The sequence below is a fragment of the Kitasatospora sp. NPDC127111 genome, assembly GCF_042677465.1.
In the GTDB taxonomy this organism is placed as follows: domain Bacteria; phylum Actinomycetota; class Actinomycetes; order Streptomycetales; family Streptomycetaceae; genus Kitasatospora.
In genome coordinates this window covers 15401-39169 of sequence record NZ_JBHXTG010000050.1, presented here as the reverse complement: position 1 = coordinate 39169, position 23769 = coordinate 15401, and the positions used below count along the sequence as shown (strand labels likewise).

The window sequence follows — 23769 nt, the reverse complement described above, 5'->3', positions numbered from 1 at the left end:
GAAGCTACGGGCCCTCCCCGGCCCGCTTCAAGCAATTCCTGGACGTTGCAGGTCAGTTGACTGTTACCGGCGGTATCGATCATGAAGGCCCACCCGAAATGACCAGGTTTGACCGCATTTTCAAGATCGAATGTTCAATTGCCGCGCTCCAGCTCACATCTGTCCACGTGTCAGAGATCGCACACCATCCACGCAGCGTGACGGATCACCGACGGACCGTCATCACCGCCGCCGGAGTTCCCGGTTCCGCGCGAGCCGGCCGTGGCGTCGGCCACATTTGCTACTCACCGTGGCCATGCCATGCACAGTGCGTAGTACCCGACCAGTCCGTATCCGGCGCAGTAGGTGAGCCTGCGGGCCCGCGGGGAGAGCCGAGCACCGACCGAAACGCCGACCGCCGCCAGCAGTTGCTGCCACGTCAGCGAGGCCAGCAGCACGCCGGCCACGAAGGCCACCCCGCCGAAACCCCTGGTCAGATCGCCGCCGGGGCCGCCGCCGCCCGTGACGAAGGCGGCGAAGTACAGCGCCGTGGTCGGGTTCACCGCCGTCAGCCCGGCGAACCGCAGGAAGGTCCGCCCGGGCCCGCCGGGCGGCGCCGCGGCCTCCCCCGCGTCCCGCCCACCGGCCTCTCCGCCACCCGCCGTCACCGGCGTCCGCCGCAACCCCAGCAGCCCCCGGAGCGCCACCACCACCAGCACGACCGCCGAACCGGCCCGCGCCCACCCCTCCCAGCCCGCCAGAGCTGGTGCGAGCCGCGCACCGAGCGCCGTGGCGAGCGCCGCGTACGCCATGTCCACGCAGGCCACCGCACACGCCGCGCTCACCGCCGCCGCGCGCCCGCGTCGCCCCTCCTCCAGCAGCAGCACCCCGACCGCGCCCAGCGGCACCGCCACCCCGAGCCCCGCTCCGGCTCCCGCCACCCACGCACCCGCCACGCCCGTCACACCCGTCATGCGCGCCACCGTCCCGCACCCGGACGGAAATCAGCGGCCGATTTCCGGCCCCGGCCGCGACAATCGCGGCATGGACGATCTGGACAGAGAAATCCTCGGTGAACTGCGCGCGGATGCGCGGATCTCCTACCGCGACCTCGGCGCCCGGGTGGGCCTGAGCGCCAACGCGACGGCCGACCGGGTCCGCCGGTTGGTCCGCACCGGCGTCATCCGCGGCTTCACCGCGCTGGTCGACCCGGCCGCGGACACCACCCGCCCGGGCCTGACCGTCTTCATCGACGTCCGGCTGCGCCCGGAGACGGACAGCGACACCTTCGAGACGCTGGCCCTGCGGCTGCCCGGCGTCACCGAGACCGCCCACGTCACCGGCGAGTACGACTACCTGCTGCGGGCCCGCGTCCCCGACGCCGCCGGGCTCGACCAGCTGCTGCGCCGGCTCAAGCACGAGGCGGGCGTCGCCCACTCCAACACCCGCCTCGCCCTGCGGATCGCCGACCGCTGAACGCGCCACCCGTGGGAAGCGGGGCCGAGTAGGGGGCGCAGGCGGAAGGAGAGGTCAGCTCCCGCCGTCCAGCCCCGCGTCCCGTGCCAGCAACGCCGCCTGCACCCGGTTCTCGCAGCCCAGCTTGGCCAGGATCCGGCTGACGTACGTCTTCACCGTCGCCTCGCTCATGTGGATCCGGGCGCCCGCGTCCGCGTTGGAGAGCCCCTCACCCAACAGGGCCAACACCTCCAGCTCACGCCCGGTCAGCACCTCCAGCCGACGCCGGGCGGCCGCACCCCGCGCCGCGGCCGGGCCGGCGCCGCCGCCACCCGCCAGCGAGTCCACGATGTGCCGGGTGGCGGCGGGCGAGAGGAAGGCGTTCCCGGTGGCGGCGGCCCGGACGGCCTGGATCAGCTCGGCCGGCGCGGTGTCCTTGAGGAGGAACCCGGCGCCGCCCTCGGTGACGGCGCGCAGCACGTTGTCGCGCTCGCCGAAGGTGGTGAGGACCAGCGCCCGCGCGGCGGGCACCACCCGGCGCAGCTCCCCGAGCGCCGTGAGCCCGTCCATCACCGGCATCTGAATGTCCAGCAGCACGACGTCGACCCTGTGGGCGAGGGCGAGGTCCACGGCCTGCCGGCCGTCGGCGGCCTCGGCGACCACGTCGATGTCGTCGGCGGAGGACAGGATCATCCTGATCCCGGCCCGGATGAGCGGCTCGTCGTCGGCGACGAGGACTCGGATCACTGCTGGTCGTCCCCTCGATCGGTGCGGGTGGCACTGCTGCGCACCATCCTCACACCTCCTGCCCCCGCCCCTCCCGCCCGGGCCCGGTCGGACAGCCGGGTCGGGGCGATCGGCGCACCGGGCGCACCGGGCTGCCGCCCGCGCCCTCCCCCGCCGCCGCACCCGCACCGCCCTCGCCCGCACCCGAGCCGGGCGAGCGCGGGCGGCGAACGCGCGAAGAACGGATCCGTCGAGAGCCGGGCTCAGGGCTCCACCGGACTCAGGACTTCGCCACGAAGTGCAGCTTCTCCACCAGCACGCCGTCCTTGAAGCAGAACCGGACGAGGTTGTCCTCGCCCCAGTGGTCACTCGCCTCGCCGGAGAGGAAATAGCGGCAGGTCGAGCCCTCGGGCCGGTCCGGTCCGCTGCCCACGTAGTCCTGGGTGAAGAACCCGTTGCCGGGCGGGAGTCTGCGCTCCACCTCGGTCTGTGCGGTGCCGACCTCGATCGAGTCGTACAGCGACCGCGGGACCGTCGCCTCCTTGGAGGCCTGGACGAAGGACAGCACGCCCCACACCAGCAGGCCGAGGACGGTGAGCAGCACGAGGCCCCCGCCGAGCGCGCACCCGATCGCGGGGCTGCGGCGGCGCCGGGCACCCGGCTCGCCGTCCGCCCCCGGCAGCCCGTCCAGCAGCCACGCCTCCGCGCCGCCCGCGAGGTCCGCGGACACGGCCGCCGCCCCGTCCGCCGCGGCCCCGGCACCCTCGTACGGCAGCACGGCGGCGAGCCGGAAGCCCGCCTCGGGCGTCGGCCCGGCGTGCACCATCCCGCCGACCAGCCGGGCCCGCTCGCGCAGGCCGGTCAGCCCCTGGCCGCCGCTGACCACCACCGTGCCGCCGCCCGCCGGGACTCCGGCCGGTTCGGGCGCCCGCGGATTGGCGACCTCCACGACCAGCGCGTCCGGCTCGTACCGCAGCGCGACGGCGATCGGCGCGCCGGGCGCGTGCTTGTGCGCGTTGGTCAGCGCCTCCTGGACTATCCGGTACGCGGCGTGGCCGACGTTGGCGGCGAGCGGACGGCGCTCGCCGTCCTCGCCGAAGGAGACCACCGTCCCGGCCGCCCGGGAGGACTCGACCAGCTTGCCGATCCCGTCCAGGCCGCCGGTCCGGCCGGCGCCGGCCACCGCACCGGCCACCGGCGCGGACGGCCGGGCGGTCGACTCGTCGTGCAGCACCCCGACCACCTCGCGCAGCTCGCGCATCGCCGAGACGGCGGCCAGCCGCAGCACGCCGACCGCCTCCCGCTGCCGGTCGGTGAGGGTGCGGTCGACCTCCAGGGCACCGGAGTGGACGGAGATCAGGGCCAGCTGGTGGCCCAGGCTGTCGTGCATGTCCTGGGCGATCCGGTGCCGTTCGCGCAGCCGCGCCTGGTGCGCGACCATGACGCGCTCGCGCAGCAGCTGGTCGTTGCGCTCGCGCAGCGCGTCCAGCAGCGCACGGCGCTGCGCCCGGTAGCGGCCCCAGAGCGCGGGCAGCACCGCGAGCAGCAGGAAGCCGCCCAGCGACACCCCGAACATCAGCTTGAGCGGGGCCGTGCCGACGTCCTTCACCACGCCCGTCGCCGTCATCAGCAGGAACCCGCCGGTGAACGAACCGGCCAGCAGCGCGACCCGCTTCACCCGGGCACCGGCCGACCAGCCCGCGCAGGCCAGCAGCGGCAGCGGCCCGGCGGCCCAGCCGCTCAGGGTGGCGGTCAGCACCAGGACGGTCGCGGGCAGGCCGCGCCGGAGCAGGAAGAGCAGGGCGACGACCGGCCCGGAGACCAGCCAGAGGCCGGAGTCGCCGGCGACCTCCATCAGCGTGGCGAGCACGCCCAGCAGCAGCGCGCCGCCCAGCTCACGCACCACCAGCCCGGGCCGCCAGGGCCCGGGAAACGCCACTCGTACCGCCTTCGACCAGGCCCTCGCCAGCGCATCCACCCGACCGAGGCTAGCGAAGCCGGCCGCCCCGCCACCTTCACCCTTCGTCGCTTCCCGACCCCGACGAAAGTCGCACCCGCACCCCTGACGGAAGACGGGGTTGCCGACCCCTCAGCCGTACGCGGTGAACAGCCGCACGCGGCGATCAGCCGTACGCGGTGAGCAGCAGCGCCACGTCGTCCACCCGGTGCGTGGACCCGACCTCGTGCACCAGCCACTCGGCCATCCGGTCCAGCCCCTCCCCGGCCCGTTCCACCGTCCCGGCGGCGGCGCGCGCGAGGGCGGCGCGCAACCGGTCCACGCCCTCGTCGATCGCCACCGCCGGGTCCTCCACCAGCCCGTCCGTGTAGAGGGCCAGCAGCGAACCCCGCTCCAGCCGCAACTCGCTGACCGGGTACTCGGCCCACTGGTCGACGCCGAGCAGCGGGCCGCCCGGGACGTACAGCGCCTCGGCGTGCCCGTCGGGGTGGCAGAGCACGGGCGGGAGGTGGCCGGCGCGGGCGATCAGCGCGGTGCCCTCGGCGGGCGTGAGCCGGATCAGGCAGCAGCTGGCGAGCAGCCCGGGGTCGAGGTCGAGCAGCAGCTGGTTGGTGCGGACGAGCACCTCCTCCGGCGGGTGGCCGCCGGTGGCGAAGGCCCGCACCGCGCTGCGCAGCTGTCCCATGGTGGCGGCGGCGCCGACGCTGTGCCCCTCGACGTCGCCGATGACCAGGCAGAGGTCGCGGCCGGTGACGATCGCGTCGTACCAGTCGCCGCCGATCTCCATGCCCTGGGTGCCGGGCAGGTAGCGGGCGGCGATCCGGATGTCCTTCAGGTTCGGCAGCCGGTGCGGCAGCAGGGCCTGCTGGAGGCCGCGGGCGAGGGCGAACTCGGCGTCGTACAGCCGGGCGCGCTCCAGGGCCTGGGCGATGAAGCCGCCGAGCGCGGTCATCAGGCCGCGGTCCTCGACGGTGAAGGCGCGGGGCTCGTCGAAGCCGAGGATGCAGCTGCCCACCGGGTGGCCGGAGGCGATCAGCGGCAGGAAGGCCCAGGCCCGCATCTCGTCCAGGGCGATGCCGGGGTAGGCGGCGGCGAGCTGGTGGACGGACTCGAAGAAGATCGGCGTGCCCGTGCTGAGCGCCTCGGCACCGGGGATGCGGGCGCCGATCGGGGTGCCCTCGAAACTGTCGAGGAAGCCGTCGGGGTAACCGGACTGCGAGATCAGGTGGAGCCGCTTGTCCCGGACGGCGTAGATGGCCAGCTCCTGGCCGCCGAAGGCCGGCAGGATCTCGTCGGCGACGGCCCGGCAGACCTCGCGGACGGACACGGCCTCGCTGAGCGCGCTGGCCAGCTGGAGCAGGTGGTACATGCCGCCGACGCCGGTCGGGGCGCCCAGCGGGGGCTCGGGCGGCCGCTCGGCCGTGCCGGGCGGCGGCTCGGCGGCGACCACCCGGCCGGTGACGCCGTGCGCGTCGGGGTAGAGCGAGAACGCGAACCAGTCGTCCGGCGGGCGGGCGGCCAGGAAGGCGGTGGGCTGCTGGGAGAGCATGGCGGCCCGGTAGCGGTTCTCGTACACCGGGTCGGAGAGCCAGGACAGCACCTCCCACGGGTGGTGGCCGACCAGGTCCTCGCGGCGGGCGTGCAGCAGCAGCTCGACGCTGCGGTTGGCGTAGGTGATCCGGCCGTCCGGGTCGAGCGAGAAGACGCCCTCGCGCAGCCGCTCGACGGCGGCCGCGGCGGCCGTGCCGGTCCGGGTGTCCAGGACGGCGCCGACCAGGTGGGTGCGGCCGTCCGGGCCGCCCTCGGGGACGCGGGCCCAGAGTTCGACCGGGTACGGGTGGCCGTCCCGGTCCAGCACCCGGACGCGCGCGGCCAGCATCCGGCCGTCGTCGAGCGCGGCGCGGGCGGCGGCCCGGAAGTCCGGCAGGTCACCGGGGGCGATCCGGGTGGTCAGGGTGGCCGCGCGGCCGTCGAACGCGGCCGGGTCGAGGCCGAAGATCTCGCAGAACTGGTCGTCGGCGGAGAGCGCCCCGGTGGCCACGTTCCAGTCGAACAGGCCGACCCGGGTGGTCGGCGGGGTGGCCGGGACCAGCTCCACCACGGCGGTGTCGCCGTTCGGCTCGACCGGGTGCCCGCCCTCCTCCAGGCCGGCCAGCCCGGCCGCGAGCCGGTCGGCCACCGCCCGCAGCTGCCGCCGGGCGTCCTCGGAGACCTCGTCGACGGAGGCCGGCCAGAGCACGCTGAGCACCCCGTACCGCTCCTCGCCGGCCGTCACCGGGACGCAGGCGGAGGCGAAGTCGTAGGGCATGCCGACGGCCAGCTGCGGAAACCGTCGCATGGTGTCCTCGGAGTCGGCGAGCGTGACCGTCCGCCCGGTGCGGTAACTGACCGCCACCGGCAGCGGCCCGGCCGCGGCGACCCGGCGGAAGGCGCTGACGATCGACAGCGGCACGCCCGCGATGGTGCAGAGCACCAGCGAGCGCCGGTCGCGCGAGCGCAGGTAGACCATCCCGCCGTAGGCGTCGGTGCCGCCGAGCGCGTCGCGGACGGCGGTGGCGAGCAGCGCGTCCCGCTCGTGCGCCGCCCTGGCGGCGGCATCGACCTCCCCGGGGCGGTTCGGAGCTGATCGCGCCGTCCGGGCACCATCGTTCACGTGCGGACCGGCCCGGCCCGCCGGCACACCCTGGCGCATGCTCTCTTGCTACGCCCGGGTCAAGAGACTGTCAAGGCGAGCCCGGCGTGCCCACGGGTGCCGGGTGCCCACGAGCGCCGGCGTGCTCACGAGGGCCGGCGTGCCCACGGGCACCGGTTGCGCGAGCATGGTCGGCATGCCGCCCACCCGACGCCACGCCGCCGGCCGCGACACCGGCTCGGCGCCCGGGCCGACCACCGTGGTCAACCTCAGGGCGGTGGTCTCCGAGCCGGGCGGGACGACCTCCACCACCAGCACCACGTGCTCCGGCCCGGTCGGCGCGATGTCGCTGCTGTCGGCCCGGTGGACGACCACGTCGGGCCGTCCGTCGTTGAGCGGCACGTCCCGCCGGCGGACGTCGAAGTCCGTGTCGGCGTTGCACTGCGCGCCCCCGGCCGGGTCCAGCGCGTTCGCCAGGGGCCGGGCGAGCCGGTGGCGGCGCCCGGCCGCGCGGGTGACCGGGGCGTTCACCGGCCGCCTCCCCGGCGCCCGCTCGGCGGATTCGGACTGCGCGGCACAGCCCACGGCCCCCGCTGACGGAGCGGCAACCACGCACGGGCGCCCGCGAACCAAAGGGGGCGCTTCGGTATTCTCGGCCGCGAGGTGCGGCGAAGCGGCCGCCCCGGGGGAAGTGAGTAGCGAAGATGCAGCCGGCGACGTCCGACCGTTCCGCAGCGCGTGTGCCCGGGCGGGAGGGGCAGGACGGTGGCGCTTCGTGGCAGTGGGACGGCGACGCGGACGGCACCGCGGAGCCGCCGGCGGAGGTGCTGAGCGGGGGCGCCGGGGAGGACGGCGGGCCCTGGCTGAGCCGGCGGCGGCTGCTGGCCGGGGCCGGGGTGCTGGCGGCGGGCGGGGCGCTGTGGGCGCTCACCCGGTCCGGCGGCGGGGCGGACCCCGCGCCGCCGAAGCCGCGGCCGACCCGGCTCACCGGCCCGGAGCCCGTCTGGACGTACCGGGGCCCGGAGGCGATGACGCCGGAGCGGTTGAGCGAACGGCCCGGCCAGCCGGTCTTCTTCTCCCGGTCCGGGCTCCAGGTGCTCGACCCCGCCACCGGCGCGGTGCAGCGGACGCTGGAGTTCCCGGTGCCCAAGAGTGACTGGCCGAGCGACGTCGGGCTTCCGGACAGCCGGGTGGTGATCGGCGGCGACCGGGTGTTCACCAGCTCGCACGGCCACGTCGACGGCCGGCGGCTCGGCGACCCGGCGGCGCGGTGGAGCGTGCCGCTGCCGGAGCAGCTGGGCAGCACCATCACGCTGTTCGGCTGCGACGGGGACGTCGTCTTCGGCCGGGCGGAATCGCGGCCGTTCACGGCCGACGGCACCCAGCACCTGTTCGCGGTGCGCCACCCGGACCAGGCCGTGCTGTGGAGCCGCCCCTCCATCAATGAACGGCCGCTCTCCCCGGTCACCTCGGCCGGCGGTCACGTCCCGCTGCTCGAGTCCTACGGCACCGACGCCCGGCTGGTGCTGCTGGAGACGGCCACCGGCAAGCCGGTCTGGGCGGTGCCCGCCGAGGAGAGCACGAGCTGGGCCGTCGCGAGCGGGCAGCACGTCTACACCAACGCGGGACCGGCCGGGCTGCGGGCGCTGCGGCTGGAGGACGGCACTCCGCACTGGTCGGCGGCGCCCGGTCCGTCCGAGGAGTGGCGCTTCCTCCCGCCGGTCGCCGACGGCACCCGGGTGTTCCTCCCCCGGGACGACGGCGTGGTCGTCGCGCACGCCGTGGAGACCGGCGCCAGGCTCTGGTCGCACCGGCTGCCGTTCCGGCTGGACCGCCGCAGCCGCCCGCTGCCGGCCGGGCCGAACCTGTACGTACCGGGGCCGGCGGCCGCGGGCGTCCGCGCGCTCGACGCCGCCACCGGGGAGGAGCGGTGGACGTTCCGCGACTCGGGCCCGGGCGTCGACGTCTGGTCGCTGTCCTGCGACGCCACCCACCTGTACGCGGGCCACGACGACATACTGCACGCCCTGCCGCTGGGCTGAGGCCCGGGGGCCGACGGAGGCGCACCGGGGCCGTGCACGCGGGCGTGTCCGCAGCCCGTGCACGCGGGTGTGTCCGGCGCCGCGGAAAACGCCGCACGCGTGACCGCCCCCAGCGGGCAGGATGGGCGGATGCAGGTACACCCGATCTCGCCCGACCGGCTCACCGAACTCCTCGCCGACCGCATCGCCGAGCTCCCCGGGGCCGGCGAGCGGTGGCTGCGGGTGGCGGTGGACGGCGCCGCCGCGGCCCGGCCGGGGGAGCTGGCGGACGCCCTGGTCGAGCCGCTGCGGCTGCGCGGCCGCCCGACGCTGCGCGTCTCGGCCGCGGACTTCCTCCGCCCGGCGTCGGTGCGGCTGGAGTACGGCAAGCGGGACGCGGACGCCTTCCACGACCTCTGGCTGGACGACGGCGCCCTGCTGCGCGAGGTGCTGGACCCGCTGGAGTCCGGCGGCAGCGGCCGCGTCCTGCCCTCGCTGCGCGACCCGGTGACCGACCGTTCGACCCGCGCGCCGTACACCGAGCTGCCGCCCGGCGGGGTGCTGCTGCTGGACGGCGCGCTGCTGCTCGGCCGCTGGCTGCCGCTGGAGCTGACCGTCCATCTGGCGCTGTCCCCGGCCGCGCTGGCCCGCCGGACGCCGCCGGAGGAGCAGTGGACGCTGCCGGCGTTCGCCCGCTACGAGGCGGAGACCGCCCCGGCCGAGGCCGCCGACGTCACCGTCCGGGTCGACGACCCGCGCCACCCGGCGATCGCGCGGGCCTGACGACTCCCGCGGGACGCGCTGCGCCCGGCCGCCGGGCACGAGGGCATCCCGCGGACGCACCTGGTCAGACCGGCCGTGGCCGGCCCCCGGCGGGTCCGGCGGTCCCGGATTCCGGGGCCGGTCCGTGCTGGCAGTACGGGCACCAGAACGCCACCCGCTCCTGCGGCGGGGTGCCCTGGCCCGCCGTCAGCACCTGCGTCCCGCAGCGCGGGCAGGGCCGCCCGGCACGCCCGTAGACCCAGTGCTGGTGGCCGCGCCGGGTGTCGCCGGTGGTGACGTGGCCGGGGCGCAGCCGGTTGGCGTCGAGGATCTGCCGGGCCCGTTCCACCAGCCGGTCGGGGCGCGGCAGTTCGCCGACCGGGGTCCACGGGGTGACGCCGGCGAGGTAGCAGAGTTCGTTGGCGTAGACGTTGCCGATCCCGGCCAGGTTGCGCTGGTCGAGCAGGGCCTCGGCGACGGGCCGGCCGGGGTGGGCGAGGAGCCGGCGGACGGCTTCGGCCGGGTCCCAGTCGGGGCCGAGCAGGTCGGGGCCGAGGTGGCCGACGGCGCGCTGTTCGTCGGCGGTGCGGAGCAGTTCGACGACCGGCAGCCGGTAGCCGACCGCGGTGCCCCGTTCGGTGCCGAGGACGGCGCGGATCTGCCAGGCGGGACCGCCGGCCCAGCGCTCGCCGGGGCGGTAGACCTCCCAGCGGCCGTCCATCCGCAGGTGGGTGTGCAGGGTGAGGCCGCCCTCCAGGCGGGTGAGCAGGTGCTTGCCGCGCGGGGCGACCTCGAGCACCCGCCGTCCGGCGAGGCCGGCGGTGGCGTGCGCGGGCACCCGCAGGTCGGCGGTGGTCAGCACCTGCCCGGCCAGCGCGTCGTGCAGCCGGGCGGCCGCGCGGTAGACGGAGTCACCTTCTGGCATGGTTCCATCCTGCCTCCGTGCGGCGGTCCGGTGCGGAGGGCGCCGTCATCCGGCGGCCCGGCCGGGCACCTGGCCGTCGCGGACCACGACCACCGGGCAGGGCGCGTGCTCGGTGAGGTGCCGGCTGACCGAGCCGAGCAGCGCGCCGGAGAACCCGCCGAGGCCGCGGCTGCCGACCACGACCAGCGCCGCGCCGGCGGCCGCCTCCAGCAGGGCCTGGGCGGCGTTGCCGGGCAGGACGGCCTCGGTGATCCGGACCTCGGGGCCGTCCCCGACCACCTTGGCGACGGTCGCGGAGAGGGTCCGGCCGGCCAGCTCCTCGGGGTTGAAGCCCTCCGCCGGGGGCACGCTCAGCCCGGCCCAGCCGTAGAACGCGGGGTACTCCCAGGCGGCGATCGCGGTGACGCTGCCGCCGGCCATCCGGGCGTAGTCGACGGCCCAGCGCAGCGCCTGCTCGGAGGCGGGCGAGCCGTCCACGCCGACGACGATCCGGGGGTTCGCGTTGTTGGCCATGCCGCTGCTCCTTGCTCGACTGCTACTTCGGCTTCGCCTGCCGCTGACTCCCCGAACATAGATCAACTGGGACATTCCGCCACCGCTGGCCACGCCGGAGCCGCGCCCGCGGGGCCGAACTCGCGGGGCCGAACTCGCGGGGCCGACCCACGGATCCGACCCGCGGATCCGACTCGCGGGCAGCGGGAGGCCGGCCGGGCGCGCCGCGGAACTGGTACTGGCGGGTGCGCGGGCCCCGTTGCCCCACGCACCCGCCAGGGTTTCGGACGGCCCGAGGCCGTCAGGCCCGGTAGGCGGCCCAGGAGTTGGACATCCTGGCGACCTGGCCGGGGGTGAACTGCGTCATGCACGAGTCGTAGGTGTAGTCCATGAAGTTGTGGATCGGGTCGAGGCCGGTGGCGGTGCAGGTGTCGCGGCCCGCCGGGCACTGGTAGGCGGCGCTCTTCTCGGCCGGGGTGTCGGAGACGTAGTCGCCCTGGCCGCCGCAGCCGCCCTGGAAGGTGTGGTACAGCCCGAGCCAGTGACCGACCTCGTGGGTGGCGGTGTCGCCCTCGTTGTAGTTGGCCGCCGAGCCGCCCGGGAACGAGGAGTCGAGGATGACCACGCCGTCGTCGCTCGGGTTCGACCGGTAGGAGCTCGGGAAGGTCGCCCAGCCGAGCAGCGACTGGCCGAGCTTGGCGGTGTAGAGGTTGAGGGTGCCGGCGCCGCCCTTGCGCAGCGAGCTCTTCATCGCGCTCTCGGCCGAGGAGCCCGGGGTGATGCCGTTGTACCAGGTCGCGTTGTCGGTGTAGTCGGTTCCGGCCAACTGGAACTGGAACTGGCTCGCGGTGTTGCCCGTGCCCTGGCCCCCGTAGGCGGCGTTGAGGACGGCGATCTGCTTGGCGATGGTGGTCGCGCTGAGCTTGCCGGTCGTCCCGGAGTGGATGACGTGCACGTACACCGGGATGGTGGTGGCGGCGGCCAGCGTGCCGGGGGCGAGCAGCGCGCTGCCCTGGGAGGAGTGGGCCAGCTGGGCGACGCGGGCCTGCAGGTCGGCGTCCATGACCTTGGCCTGGGCGTCGGTGATGGCGTTGGGCTCGTGACCGGCGGTGCTTCCCGCGGGCTTGCGGGCGGCCGCGTCCGTTCCCGCCGCGTCGTCCGCGCTCTCCCCGCCGACGCACTGGGCCGGTGCCTGGGCGGCGGCGGTGGAGAACGAGGCGGGTGCGGCGAACTGGCTGAGCCCGAGGGCGGCGACGAGGGCGGCGGCGCTGAGGAATCTGCGGGGGACACGCGAGGGGACGCGGGCAGAACGACGCATCTGCGCTCCTGAGGGGGAGTTGTGGGGGGTGGCGGCCGTTGGGGGAGCCGCCGGAGCCTAAGGCTACGCAGGGCCACGTGTACGCGTCAGTTCTCTTCCGGCCTGAAAGTTCTGACGACAAATCGGACATAACCCGGAAGCCTGATCGGCCGGTACCGGCCACAGGTGGCGCATTTCCTGTGCCATCCGATCGCGGCAACGTCCTGGATCTGTCCGAAAATTGACACTCCGTCCGCCCCGCAGGCACCCCGGAGGGCCGCCCGGACGGGTCGGCGGGCGGCCCCGCACCGCCTCGCCGAGACTACGACGCCACGAAGACGATCTCCCGCAGGGCGCGCGCGCCGGCCCGGTCGAGTACCACGGCCGACGCACAGCCCGCCGGCGGCTCCCCCGTCCCCGCCAGCCTGCGGCGCAGCCGCCGGGCGGACTCGCGGTGCCGCGCGAAGGCGTACGCGGAGACCCGCTGCCCGCGGGCGCACTGGCCCTCCCTGGCCTCGCCCGCGCTGGCGTCCAGCAGGATCAGGTGCACCCGCCGCCCCTGCCGGGCCGCCGCCCTGGTCACCCAGCGGCGCACCCAGGGCAGTGCCCCGCAGTCGTGCACCGCGAGCGGCCCGCCGCCGAGCACCGCACGGCGCAGCCGCCGGTAGTGCGCGGCTCGGACCAGCGGACGGTAGACGAAGTACGGCAGCCAGGCCGGCAGCCGGGCCGCGAACTCCTCGCGCACCTGCTGGGAGTCGACCAGCCGGGCCGTGATGCACCGGCGCATCAGGGTGCTCTTGCCGCTGCCCGGCATGCCGGAGACGACCAGGACGTCGTCGGCCCGGTAGTGCAGGGCGGCCGGCGGCTGCCCCGGTCCGCCCGGCCGGCCGGCGCGCCGCAGGTCGTGCAGCCCGCGCGGGCGCAGCACCGGCCCCGCGCCGACCGCCGGCGACGCGCCGCACCCCTGTCTCCGCACGGGCAGCTGAGCCCCGGACAGCCCCGTTCCGGACGGGCCCGTCCCGGACACCCTCGCCTCGACCACCGGTACTCCCCCTGACTCCCCCGGGCCCGCTCCCCCGACCTGCGCCTGTCGGAGGGAGCCTTCCCTCCTCCAAGAGAGAGTAAAGACTAGTGGTCAGCGCCGGGTCGGCCGAGCCCCTTCACCGTCCGCTCACAGCACCGCACCGCCGCCACCCCGGTCCTCGGCCGGACCCGCCGGGTCCTCGGTCGGGGGGTGGTGGCGGTGCGGGCATGGACCGCACGGGCCCCGGGCGCCGTCAGCCCAGCTGCGGGGCGACCCGGGCGGCGATCAGCTCCAGGTGGTCGAGGTCGTCCAGGTCGAGGATCTGCAGGTAGACCCGCTCGGTGCCGACCTCGGCGTAGCGGCCGAGCTTCGCCACCACCTCGTCGGGGGTGCCGGCCAGGCCGTTGGCCCTCAGCTCGTCCACGTCGCGGCCGATCGCGGCGGCCCGGCGGGCCACCTCGGCGTCGTCCCGGCCGACGCAGGCGACCAGGGCGTTGGAGTACACCAAGGCCCCGGCCGCCCGGCCGGCCCGCTCGACGGCGGCGCGGACCCTGGCGAACTGGGCGGCGCTCTCCTCCACCGAGGTGAACGGCAGGTTGAACTCGTCGGCGAAGCGGGCCGCCAGCGCCGGGGTGCGGGTCGGGCCCTTGCCGCCGATCAGGATCGGGATCCGCTCCTGGACGGGCTTGGGCAGCGCCGGCGAGTCGGTCAGCGTGTAGTACTCCCCGGCGAAGTCGAAGGTGTCGCCGAGCTTGGTGCTCCAGAGCCCGGTGACGATCGCCAGCTGCTCCTCCAGCCGGCCGAACTTCTCCTTCGGGAACGGGATGCCGTAGGCGGTGTGCTCCGCCTCGTACCAGCCGGCGCCGAGACCCAGCTCGACCCGGCCGCCGCTCATCGCGTCGACCTGGGCGACCTGGATGGCGAGGACGCCGGGCAGCCGGAAGGTCGCGGCGGTCATCAGGGTGCCGAGCCGGATGGTGCTGGTGTCCCGGGCGAGGCCGGCCAGGGTGATCCAGGCGTCGGTCGGGCCCGGCAGGCCGCTCACCCCGCCCATCTTGAGGTAGTGGTCGGAGCGGAAGAAGGCGCTGAAGGTGCCGAGCTGCTCGGCGGTCCGGGCGACCCTCAGCAGGGTCTCGTAGCTCGCGCCCTGCTGGGGTTCGGTGAACACTCGAAGATCCATGAGGGCCATTCTGGTACGGAGGACCCCGGTCTCCCGGCACGTCGGCGGGCCGGGCCGGGGGCGACCGGCGGGTTCGGGCCACCGTCCGGGGGCGGCCCCGGGCGCCACGGGTGGCCAAGGTCTCAGGCCGGGCGGCCCGGACCGGGGGTCGGCTCGCCTACCGTGGACGGATGTCCGCCACGCCCGACGAGTCGCACCGGCTCCTCCCCGACCAGCCGGCCGGCTGCCCGCTGCCCGGGATCGTCGCCGCCTTCACCCCGCGGCTCGCCGAGTTCGCCGCCGCGCCCGGCTTCGTCGCGGCGGTCGACCAGCACGCCGCGCAGATCCGCGAGCTGCTGCACGCGCAGGGGCCGGAGCTGGCGCCCCGGCCGCTGGACCGCGCGGAGCTGTCGGCCTACGCGCTCGGCCTGCTGGACGCGCTCGCCGAGACCGGCCGACTGGAGCCGGTGGGCCACGACTACGCCGTGCAGCGGCTGACCGCCGTCTGCTGGCTCGCCCGCGAGCAGGGCCTGCTCGCCCCCTGAGAACGCGCGGGCACCCGGCGCCCGGCGCGGTGCGCGTACAGTGGCGGTCCACGAGACGGACGGCGGGGCGGGACGGTACACGGTGAGCGGGAACAACGCGTCGGGCACGGTCAGAACGGGCCGTGAGAGCAGCACGGGCGGGCACCGCGCGCTGGTCTGGCGCGAGCTGCCGGAGCGGCCGGCCGCCGCGGTGCTGGTCCTGCACGGCGGCGAGGAGCACAGCCTCACCCGGCCCGGCCCGATCAACCTGCCCGCCCTGCGGATGACCGGATTCGTCCGCGCGCTGCGCCGCGAGACCGCGGGCGCGGGCGTGGCGATCGGCACCGTCCGCTACCGCCACCGCGGCTGGAACGGCGAGCGCGCCGACGCCGCCCGGGACACCGGTGCCGCGCTCGGCGACCTCGCCGAGGAGCTGGGGCACGTGCCGACCCTGCTGGTCGGCCACTCGATGGGCGGGCGGGCGGCGCTGCGCTCGGCCGGCCACCCCAACGTCACCGGTGTGATCGCCCTCGCCCCGTGGTGCCCGCCGGAGGACCCCTGCGAGCAGCTGGCCGGGCGCAGCGTGCTGATGCTGCACGGCGACCGGGACAAGGTGACCCCGCCCGCCGACACCGTCCGCTTCGCCGGCCGTGGCCGGGAGGCCGGCGCCCGGGTCTGCGGCTACACCGTGACCGGCAGCGGGCACGCGCTGCTCCAGCGGATCGGCGACTGGCACCGCGCCACCGCCCGCCTGGGCGCCGGCCTGCTGGGCCTGCGCGAGCTGCCCGCCGAGGTCGCCGCCGCCCTGGCCCTGCCCGCCGACTCCCCCGACGCCCTCACCCTCCCCCTGCCCGTCCACCCCCGGGCCGCCGCGCCCCGCCGCCCCGCCCAGGCCTTGCCGACGGACGCGTGAGCCGGGTGGAAGCGTGAGGCGGGCGGTGGCATGACGCTGCCGGTGGCCTGACGCGGGCTGGCTGCGCGCGTACCGTCCCGCGGTTGTGGCCGTCGTCCGTGGCGGCCGTCGTCCGTGCTGGCCGTCGTTCCTCCCTGCCCGAGCCCGATGGCCGGTCCCGCCGCCCGGTGGCGGCCGGGGAGCGGGCCGGGAAGAATCGATGGACGCGGCAGGCTCGCGTTCTGTCGCGGACCGGATCACCGGGCTCGCCATGGACGACCGAAACACGCGGCACCACGACCACGGCGGCCGGCCCGAGTGGCACGACGTGGTCATCGTGGGTGCCGGTCAGGCCGGTCTCGCGCTCAGCCACGAGCTCACCCGGGCGGACGTCGAGCACGTCGTCCTGGAGCGCGGCCGGGTCGGCCAGGGCTGGCGGAGCCGGTGGGACAGCTTCTGCCTGGTCATCCCGAATTGGACGGTCCGGCTGCCCGGCGCGCCCTACGACGGCGACGCCCCCGACGGCTTCATGCCCCGGGACGCGGTGGTCCGGCACCTCGCGGCGTACGCGACGGGCTTCGGGGCACCCGTGCGCGAGGGGGTCGAGGTCACCCGCGCCGAGGCCGTCCCCGTGGAGGGCGGCGCCGGCGGCGGCTTCCGGCTCGCCACCCCGGGCGGTGCGTTCCGGTCGCCGCAGCTCGTGTTCGCCTCGGGCGCCTACCAGCGGCCGCACCGCCCGCCCGCGTGGACGACGCTGCCGCCGTCCGTCCGGATCATCGACGCGGAGCAGTACGCCAACCCGGGGCGGCTGGCGCCGGGCGGGGTGCTCGTGGTCGGCAGCGGGCAGAGCGGCTGCCAGATCGCCGAGGAACTGGCGCGGGCCGGCCGGCCCGTGCACCTGGCCTGCGGGCGCGCCCCCTGGATGCCCCGCCGGGTCGAGGGCCGGGACATCGTCGCCTGGCTGGTGGAGACGCCGTTCTTCGCCACCAGGCTCGCCGACCTGCCCGACCCGCGGATGCGGCTGCTGGCCAACCCGCAGTGCAGCGGCCGCGACGGCGGCCACGACCTCAACGTCCGGACGCTGCAGGCCATGGGCGTCGGCCTGACCGGGCACTTCCTCGGCGCGCAGGACGGCGTCGCGCACTTCGCCGACGACCTCGCCGCCTCGGTGGCCTTCGGTGACGCCCGGTACGGCGAGATCCGCGCGCTGATCACCGGCTCCCGGGCCCGCGAGGGGCGGCCCGTCCCGGAGCTGCCGGAACCCGCCCCGTTCACGGCCCGCCCGGTCACCGAACTCGACCTCGCCGCCGTCGGGACGGTGGTGTTCACTTCCGGGTACCGGCCGGACTTCGCGAGTTGGACGGACTTCCCCGGGGCGTTCGACGAGCTGGGCTTCCCGCTCCAGCAGGACGGGTCCAGCATCGTGGTGCCGGGGCTGCACTTCATGGGCGTGCACTGGCAGCGGACCAGGAAGTCGGCGACGTTCCTGGGCGTGGCCGAGGACGCGGCGGTGCTCGCGGAGCGGATCGCCGCCGCCGCCCGGGGCGGCCGGGTCCGGGGACCGGGGTGACACTGGTCGGGGGCGGCCGACGAGGACGGGAGCCGACGCATGCCCGGTGCCACAGACGCAGACGCAGACGCGGGCGCGAACGCGGGCGCGGACCGCGCCCATCGCGCGCTGATCGCCGAACTGGCCGGTCTGGTCCGGCTCGCGCACACGGCCCTGCGGGGTGCGACGGTCACGCTGACGCATCCCGCCGAGGAGGCGGCCGCGGGGGTGCGGACCGCCGAGGAGGCGCTGGCCGAGCTGCGGGCCCGGATCGAGGAGGACGCGGCCGGCACCCGCGCCGGGCGCGCCGGGGTCGTCGCGGCCGTGCACGTCGGCAGCGAGGTGGAGGCTCTGGGTGAGCTCGCCGAGCGGTTGCTGGAGGCGGCCTGGTCGCGACAGGAGCGGGAACCGGTCGTCGAACGGCTGCGGACCCCGCTGTGCGGGATCGCCGGCGCGGCCCTGGAGCTGGTCGCGGCGGCGGCCGAGGTGCTGGAGTCGGGCGCGCCCGAGGGCGTCGCGGACGTCCTGACGCGGCTGCACGAGGTCGGCCGGCGCCAACGGCTGCTGTACGAGCTGCTGATCCGCCCACCGGAGCCGGCCGATCCCGTCGACACCGCCGACCTGGTGATGCTGGCCTGCTGCTACCAGCGGTGCGCCGCGCACGCGGGGTCCATCGTCCGGCACGCCGGGCTGTTCTCCCGGGCGGGCGCCGCGGTCTGATCCGACAGGATCCGCCGGACGGGCCCTACGGCAGGCCCGCCGCCGCGGTGGCCGCCCGCAGCAGCAGGCGGGTGGGTTCGTGCCGCACCGTCCCCCGGTGGGTCACCACCATCGGTTGCAGCACCGGGTCGGCCGGATCGACGACCGGCGAGCCGTCGCGCAGCAGGCGGGCGAGCAGTGCCAGCACGTTGTGGGCGTAGGCCCGGGACGCGGTGCCGGGCACCTGCGCCGCGAGGTCCCCGGCGCCGAGCACCGTCACCCCGTCGCCGACCAGCGTCGTGGTGTCCGGCAGCGCGCCCTCGATGGTGCCGCCGTCCGGGCCGACGGCCAGGTCCACCAGCACCGAGCCGGGCCGCATCGCCGCCACCGCGGCCGTGCTCAGCAGTACGGGCGGCCGCCGGCCGGACGGACCGGACGGCCCCGGTGCGGTCACGACCACGTCGTGCCGGGCGACGGCCGCGGCGATCCCGGCCGACCAGACGGCGCGCTCCCGGTCCAGGGTGTCCCACAGCTCTCGGTCGCCCGCCACCGGGCGCAGCCCCGGAAGGTCCAGCAGGCCGACGCCGAGGGCGGCCAGCGCCGCCCGCCGGGGGCGGCGCAACTCGACCGCCCGTACCTCCGCCCCCAGCCGGCGGGCCGTGTCGGCGGCCTGGAGGCCCGCGTGGCCGGCGCCGACCACCAGCACCCGGACGGGCTCGAAGAGCATGTCGGCAGCGCCCCAGGGCGGCAGGCAGCGGTCCAGCCGGACGGCCGCGAGCAGCACCGCGCGGTAGCCGGCGATCCGGGCCTGGGAGGCCTCGGCGTCCAGCGGGCCACCTGCCGTGAGGCCGGGCGGCACCAGGTCGAGACCGATCGCGGTGACCCCGCGGTCGGCCCACTGGCGCACCCGGTAGGGGATGCGGCACGGGCGCAGCATCGCGATCAGCACCTGCCCGGTGCGCAGACCGTGCGCCGGGTCGACGGCCGGCGGGTGGACGCCGAGCAGCACGTCCGCGCGGCGGAGCAGGTCGGCCCGCCCGGCCACGGCGGCACCGGCCGCGCGGTAGTCCGCGTCGTGGTGCCCGGCCAGGGCGCCGGCGCCCGCCTCGACCACGACCGCGGGCCCGAGCCGGGTGACCGGAGGCACCAGGGCGGGTACCAGGGCGACCCGGCGTTCGCCCGGCACGGTCTCCCGGAGCACCCCCACCGTCCTGGCCGCCGTCACCGCGTCACCCGCCTTCCCGGCACCGGCGCGCCCCTTCGGCCCGCTCGCGGGTGGCCGGTCCGCCCATTATGTCGCGTTTGCACGGCTCGCTCGCCCGGCCGGATACTCGTGCACGGGGCGCGGGCGGCCTGCCCGCCGCGCGGCACGGCGGAGGGAGCCGGGCATGACGGGACCCACCGGCGAGCCCACGGGCGGGCCCAGGGGCGAGCCCACGGGCGGGCGCAGAGGCGGGCCCACGGGCGGGCCCAGGGGCTGGCAGTTCTGGGTGGACCGGGGCGGGACCTTCACCGACGTGGTCGCGCTGGCCCCGGACGGGCGGCTGCTGACGCACAAGCTGCTCTCGCACGACCCGGCCCGCTACCGCGACCCGGCCGTCGCCGGGGTCCGGGCCCTGCTGCCGCCCGGGGAGCCGGTCGAGTCCGTCCGGATGGGCACCACGGTGGCCACCAACGCGCTGCTGGAGCGCACCGGCGAGCCCACCGCGCTGGTCGTCACCCGCGGATTCGCCGACGCGCTGCGGATCGGCTATCAGAACCGCCCGCAGATCTTCGCCCGCCAGATCGTGCTGCCCGAGCCGCTCTGCGCCAGGGTGATCGAGGTGGACGAGCGGATCACCGCCGACGGCACCGAGCTGCGCCCGCCCGATCTCGACCGGCTCGCCGGGGAGTTGCGGCGCTGCCTCGCGGACGGCATCCGGTCCGTCGCGGTGCTCTGCCTGCACAGCTACCTGCACCCGGCGCACGAGCAGGCGATCGGACGGCTGGCCGAGGAGCTCGGGTTCGCCCAGGTGTCGCTGTCCAGCGAGGTGAGCCCGCTGATGAAGCTGGTGCCGCGCGGCGACACGGCCGTGGCGGACGCCTACCTCTCCCCCGGCCTCCGGCGCTACGTGCGGCAGGTGGCCGCGGAGTTGGCCGGGGTCCGGCTGATGTTCATGCAGTCCAACGGCGGTCTGGCCGAGGCCGGGCACTTCCGCGGCAAGGACGCCGTGCTGTCCGGCCCGGCGGGCGGCATCGTCGGCATGGTCCGGATGTCCCGGCTGGCGGGCTTCGACCGGGTGATCGGTTTCGACATGGGCGGTACGTCCACCGATGTGTCGCACTACGCCGGCGAGTTCGAGCGGGTGGTGACCACCCAGGTCGCCGGGGTGCGGCTGCGGGCGCCGATGCTGGCGATCCACACGGTCGCGGCCGGCGGCGGCTCGGTGCTGCGCTTCGACGGTGCCCGGTTCCGGGTGGGGCCGGACTCCGCGGGCGCCACCCCCGGCCCCGCCTGCTACCGGGGCGGCGGCCCGTTGACGGTGACCGACGCCAACCTGCTGCTCGGCCGGATCCAGGCCCGGCACTTCCCGCACGTCTTCGGCCCGGACGGCGACCAGCCGCTCGACGAGGAATCGACTCACCGTCAATTCGCCCTGCTGGCCGATGAGATCTCCACCGCCACCGGTTCGCCGTGTTCGCCGGAGGAGGCCGCCGAGGGCTTCCTGAAGGTCGCGGTGGGCAACATCGCCAACGCCGTCAAGCGGATCTCGGTCCAGAGGGGCCACGACGTCACCCGGTACGCGCTCACCACCTTCGGCGGCGCGGGCGGCCAGCACGCCTGCGCGGTGGCCGAGGCCCTGGGCATCCGCACCGTGCTCGTCCCGCCGATGGCCGGGGTGCTGTCCGCCCTCGGCATCGGCCTGGCCGACACCACCGTGCTGCGCGAGCACGCCGCCGAACTCCCCCTGGCGACCGGATCCATGGCGGACGTGCACGCGCTCGCCGACCGGCTGGCCGCGGAGGCCACCGACGAACTGCTCGACCAGGGCACCCCGTCCGACCGGATCCGGGTGGCGCACCGGGCCCGGCTGCGGTACGAGGGCACCGACACCACGCTTGAGGTCGCGCTCGGCGAACCGGCCGACATGGCCGCCGCGTTCGAGGAGCAGCACCGGACCACCTACTCCTTCCTGCTGGACCGCCCGGTCGTGGTCGAGGCCCTCGTCGTGGAGGCCACCGGCCTCACCGAGCAGCCCGAGCTCGGCACCCTCCCGCCGTCCGGCACCGGCACCGGCGGGGCGGTCGGGGCGGACGGGCGGGCCGGGGCGGAAGCGCGGTCCTGGGCGGGCGGGCGGGCCGAGGCGGAAGCCGGTCCGGCCACCCCACCCACCGTGCCGCTGTACACGGGCGGTTCCTGGCACCAAGTGCCCTTGCTGGAGCGGGAGTCGATGCGACCGGACGACACCGTGCCCGGGCCGGCCGTCATCGCCGAGGCCAACGCCACCACGGTGGTGGACGACGGGTGGCGGGCCACCCTGACGCCGGCCGGCCACCTGCTGGTCGAGCAGGTCAGGACCCGCGCCGAGGCCGCCGTCCCGACCCGGGCCGACCCCGTCCTGCTGGAGGTCTTCAACAACCTCTTCATGGCGATCGCCCAACAGATGGGCGCCCGGCTGGAGTCCACCGCCCAGTCGGTCAACATCAAGGAGCGGCTGGACTTCTCCTGCGCGCTCTTCGACCCGGACGGCAACCTGGTCGCCAACGCCCCGCACATCCCGGTCCACCTCGGCTCGATGGGCACCACCGTCAAGGAGGTGATCCGCCGCCGCGGCCCCGCCATGCGCCCCGGGGACACCTACGCCGTCAACGACCCGTTCCACGGCGGCACCCACCTGCCCGACCTCACCGTGGTGACCCCGGTCTTCGACCCGGAGGGCCGGAGCGTCCTGTTCTACGTCGCCTCCCGCGGCCACCACGCCGAGATCGGCGGCATCACACCCGGCTCCATGCCGGCCGCCAGCCGCGAGATCCACGAGGAGGGCGTGCTCTTCGACGCCTGGCCGCTGGTCACGGACGGCAGGCTCCGCGAGGCCGAAACGCTGCGGCTGCTCGCCGAGGCCCCCCACCCGTCCCGCGACCCGGCCACCAACCTCGCCGACCTGCGCGCCCAGATCGCCGCCAACCGCAAGGGCGTGGCCGAGGTCAACGCGATGATCGACCACTTCGGCCTCGACGTCGTCCAGGCGTACATGCGCCACGTCCAGGACAACGCCGAGCAGGCGGTGCGCCGGGCGATCGACGGACTGTCCGACGGCGCGTACCGCTACGAGACCGACTCCGGGGCCGTGATCGCCGTCGAGGTCCGCGTCGACCGCGAACACCGCACCGCCACCATCGACTTCACCGGCACCTCGCCCCAGCTCGACAGCAACCTCAACGCACCCTCCGCCGTCGTCACCGCCGCGGTGCTGTACGTCTTCCGCACCCTGGTGGCCGACGACATCCCGCTCAACGACGGCTGCCTGCGCCCGCTGGAGATCGTCGTCCCGCCCGGGTCGATGCTGGCCCCCCGGTACCCCGCCGCCGTGGCCGCCGGCAACGTCGAGACCTCACAGGCCATCACCGGCGCCCTCTACGCCGCCCTGGGCGTCCAGGCCGAGGGCTCCGGCACGATGAACAACCTCAGCTTCGGCAACGAGCAGCACCAGTACTACGAGACCATCGCCTCCGGCTCGGGCGCGGGCCCGGGCTTCCACGGCGCCGACGTGGTCCAGACCCACATGACCAACTCCCGGCTCACCGACCCGGAAGTCCTCGAATGGCGCCTGCCCGTCCTGGTCGAGGAGTTCGCCGTCCGCCCCGGCAGCGGCGGCGCGGGCCGCTGGCACGGCGGCGACGGCGCAGTGCGGCGGCTCCGCTTCCGCGAGCCGATGACGCTCAGCCTGCTCACCGCCCACCGCCGGGTGCCGCCGTACGGCCTGGCCGGCGGCTCACCCGGCGGGCTCGGCAGCAACCGGATCGTCCGCCGCGACGGCACCGTCGAACCGCTGCCCGGCTGCGCCAACGCCGAGGTCGGGGCCGGCGACGCCCTGGAGATCCGCACGCCCGGCGGCGGCGGGTACGGCAACCCGCAACAGCGTTCCGACCCGGCCGGTGAACACCCGTAGCACTCCGGATCCCCGAGGAACACGATCCGGTGGCGGTCCGGACGGCCACCTTCTCCGCGACGTCCCTCACTGCCCTCGCTGCACCCCCGGAGCGTTGCCCGAGCCGGCTACGCTTCGGGCTGAGCCGCATGGGGGTGGTGCGGCGGGTGGTGCGGCGGATCGTCGAACTCATGGTGCCCCACCACCGCCCGAGCCTTGTGCGGCGGAGTGAACTGGGCGTTGTGTTCCTCAGCTGCCCGCTTGGCGTCGGGTTTGTTGTCGAACCCCGAGATGAGGACGGACTCGTCCTGCGGGCACCACACGTCCCAGATGAGTTCGAACGACCCCGCAAGGCCTGGTTGGTCGCTGGGTTTCGTCATCACGGAAACACCTCCACGCCACCCCCGGGTACCGGGCCGAACGGAAGATGCGGACTGCGCCCGCCGTCGCGGGTGAACCACGGACCCGCGCGGTGGGCGAACCGGCCCAGCCGTAGGAGCGCAACTCCATTGTCCGACGGCTGCCGCGGCCCCGCCACCGACCGGCC

Annotated in this window: 20 protein-coding genes; 8 read left to right on the top strand and 12 right to left on the bottom strand. The window is 75.8% G+C overall.

Translation table 11 applies throughout. The features are described 5' to 3' along the window. Window positions 1-284 precede the first annotated feature (284 nt). On the bottom strand, window positions 285-953 hold the full coding sequence (locus ACFVHB_RS26490; protein WP_380327212.1) for a LysE family transporter: 669 nt from the start codon (window positions 951-953) through the stop codon (window positions 285-287). 70 nt (window positions 954-1023) lie between these two features. On the opposite strand from ACFVHB_RS26490, the gene ACFVHB_RS26485 reads away from it, so the two are divergent. Next, the gene (locus tag ACFVHB_RS26485; RefSeq protein ID WP_380327210.1) at window positions 1024-1455 is read left to right on the top strand and encodes an Lrp/AsnC family transcriptional regulator; all 432 of its coding nucleotides are present in this window, start codon (window positions 1024-1026) and stop codon (window positions 1453-1455) included. 54 nt (window positions 1456-1509) lie between these two features. On the opposite strand, the gene ACFVHB_RS26480 is transcribed toward ACFVHB_RS26485, so the two are convergent. The 4 genes from ACFVHB_RS26480 to ACFVHB_RS26465 form a co-directional block, all read right to left on the bottom strand. Then, window positions 1510-2181, bottom strand: a complete 672-nt coding sequence (locus ACFVHB_RS26480) for a response regulator (RefSeq protein WP_380327208.1) — start codon at window positions 2179-2181, stop codon at window positions 1510-1512. Between the two features lie 259 nt (window positions 2182-2440). Next, window positions 2441-4099, bottom strand: coding sequence for a sensor histidine kinase (locus ACFVHB_RS26475; protein WP_380327206.1), 1659 nt, complete (start codon window positions 4097-4099; stop codon window positions 2441-2443). A 184-nt stretch (window positions 4100-4283) separates the two neighbouring features. Continuing rightward, window positions 4284-6809, bottom strand: a complete 2526-nt coding sequence (locus ACFVHB_RS26470) for a SpoIIE family protein phosphatase (RefSeq protein ID WP_380327203.1) — start codon at window positions 6807-6809, stop codon at window positions 4284-4286. A gap of 9 nt (window positions 6810-6818) precedes the next feature. Next, on the bottom strand, window positions 6819-7280 hold the full coding sequence (locus tag ACFVHB_RS26465) for a hypothetical protein (RefSeq protein ID WP_380327200.1): 462 nt from the start codon (window positions 7278-7280) through the stop codon (window positions 6819-6821). A gap of 209 nt (window positions 7281-7489) precedes the next feature. Here ACFVHB_RS26465 and ACFVHB_RS26460 point away from each other — a divergent pair, with 209 nt between their 5' ends. Together ACFVHB_RS26460 and ACFVHB_RS26455 are read left to right on the top strand one after the other, a co-directional pair. Continuing rightward, entirely contained in the window at window positions 7490-8791 is a 1302-nt protein-coding gene (locus ACFVHB_RS26460; RefSeq protein ID WP_380327197.1) for a PQQ-binding-like beta-propeller repeat protein, read from the top strand. 129 nt (window positions 8792-8920) lie between these two features. Beyond that, the gene (locus ACFVHB_RS26455) at window positions 8921-9553 is read left to right on the top strand and encodes a uridine kinase (RefSeq protein ID WP_380327195.1); all 633 of its coding nucleotides are present in this window, start codon (window positions 8921-8923) and stop codon (window positions 9551-9553) included. A 64-nt stretch (window positions 9554-9617) separates the two neighbouring features. Here the strand turns inward: ACFVHB_RS26455 and ACFVHB_RS26450 are convergent, their stop codons facing one another. The 5 genes from ACFVHB_RS26450 to ACFVHB_RS26430 form a co-directional block, all read right to left on the bottom strand. Next, a complete protein-coding gene (locus ACFVHB_RS26450) occupies window positions 9618-10457 on the bottom strand; it encodes an Fpg/Nei family DNA glycosylase (RefSeq protein WP_380327192.1) in 840 nt (279 codons plus the stop codon). A gap of 45 nt (window positions 10458-10502) precedes the next feature. After that, window positions 10503-10970, bottom strand: coding sequence for a universal stress protein (locus ACFVHB_RS26445; RefSeq protein WP_380327189.1), 468 nt, complete (start codon window positions 10968-10970; stop codon window positions 10503-10505). Window positions 10971-11250: 280 nt separating this feature from the next. Further along, window positions 11251-12267 (bottom strand): zinc metalloprotease, encoded by a 1017-nt coding sequence (locus tag ACFVHB_RS26440; protein WP_380327186.1) that lies wholly within the window; start codon window positions 12265-12267, stop codon window positions 11251-11253. A gap of 301 nt (window positions 12268-12568) precedes the next feature. Then, entirely contained in the window at window positions 12569-13174 is a 606-nt protein-coding gene (locus tag ACFVHB_RS26435) for an AAA family ATPase (RefSeq protein WP_380327183.1), read from the bottom strand. Window positions 13175-13523: 349 nt separating this feature from the next. Then, window positions 13524-14450, bottom strand: a complete 927-nt coding sequence (locus ACFVHB_RS26430; protein WP_380327180.1) for an LLM class F420-dependent oxidoreductase — start codon at window positions 14448-14450, stop codon at window positions 13524-13526. A gap of 170 nt (window positions 14451-14620) precedes the next feature. Between ACFVHB_RS26430 and ACFVHB_RS26425 the strand changes: the two genes are divergently transcribed. The 4 genes from ACFVHB_RS26425 to ACFVHB_RS26410 all read left to right on the top strand — a co-directional run bounded on the left by ACFVHB_RS26425 (window position 14621) and on the right by ACFVHB_RS26410 (window position 18114). Continuing rightward, window positions 14621-14974: a DUF6401 family natural product biosynthesis protein gene (locus ACFVHB_RS26425; protein ID WP_380327178.1), complete on the top strand. Its 354-nt coding sequence runs from the start codon at window positions 14621-14623 to the stop codon at window positions 14972-14974. 82 nt (window positions 14975-15056) lie between these two features. After that, window positions 15057-15866 (top strand): alpha/beta hydrolase, encoded by an 810-nt coding sequence (locus ACFVHB_RS26420; protein WP_380327175.1) that lies wholly within the window; start codon window positions 15057-15059, stop codon window positions 15864-15866. 250 nt (window positions 15867-16116) lie between these two features. Continuing rightward, entirely contained in the window at window positions 16117-17415 is a 1299-nt protein-coding gene (locus ACFVHB_RS26415) for an NAD(P)-binding domain-containing protein (RefSeq protein ID WP_380327172.1), read from the top strand. Between the two features lie 39 nt (window positions 17416-17454). After that, complete coding sequence (locus tag ACFVHB_RS26410; RefSeq protein ID WP_380327169.1) at window positions 17455-18114, top strand: hypothetical protein; 660 nt, start codon at window positions 17455-17457, stop codon at window positions 18112-18114. A gap of 25 nt (window positions 18115-18139) precedes the next feature. Here ACFVHB_RS26410 and ACFVHB_RS26405 read toward each other — a convergent pair whose 3' ends face one another. Then, complete coding sequence (locus tag ACFVHB_RS26405; RefSeq protein ID WP_380327166.1) at window positions 18140-19318, bottom strand: FAD-binding protein; 1179 nt, start codon at window positions 19316-19318, stop codon at window positions 18140-18142. A gap of 163 nt (window positions 19319-19481) precedes the next feature. On the opposite strand from ACFVHB_RS26405, the gene ACFVHB_RS26400 reads away from it, so the two are divergent. Then, entirely contained in the window at window positions 19482-23243 is a 3762-nt protein-coding gene (locus ACFVHB_RS26400; protein WP_380327163.1) for a hydantoinase B/oxoprolinase family protein, read from the top strand. Window positions 23244-23350: 107 nt separating this feature from the next. Here the strand turns inward: ACFVHB_RS26400 and ACFVHB_RS26395 are convergent, their stop codons facing one another. Beyond that, on the bottom strand, window positions 23351-23602 hold the full coding sequence (locus tag ACFVHB_RS26395) for a hypothetical protein (protein WP_380327160.1): 252 nt from the start codon (window positions 23600-23602) through the stop codon (window positions 23351-23353). Between the last annotated feature and the right edge of the window lie 167 nt (window positions 23603-23769).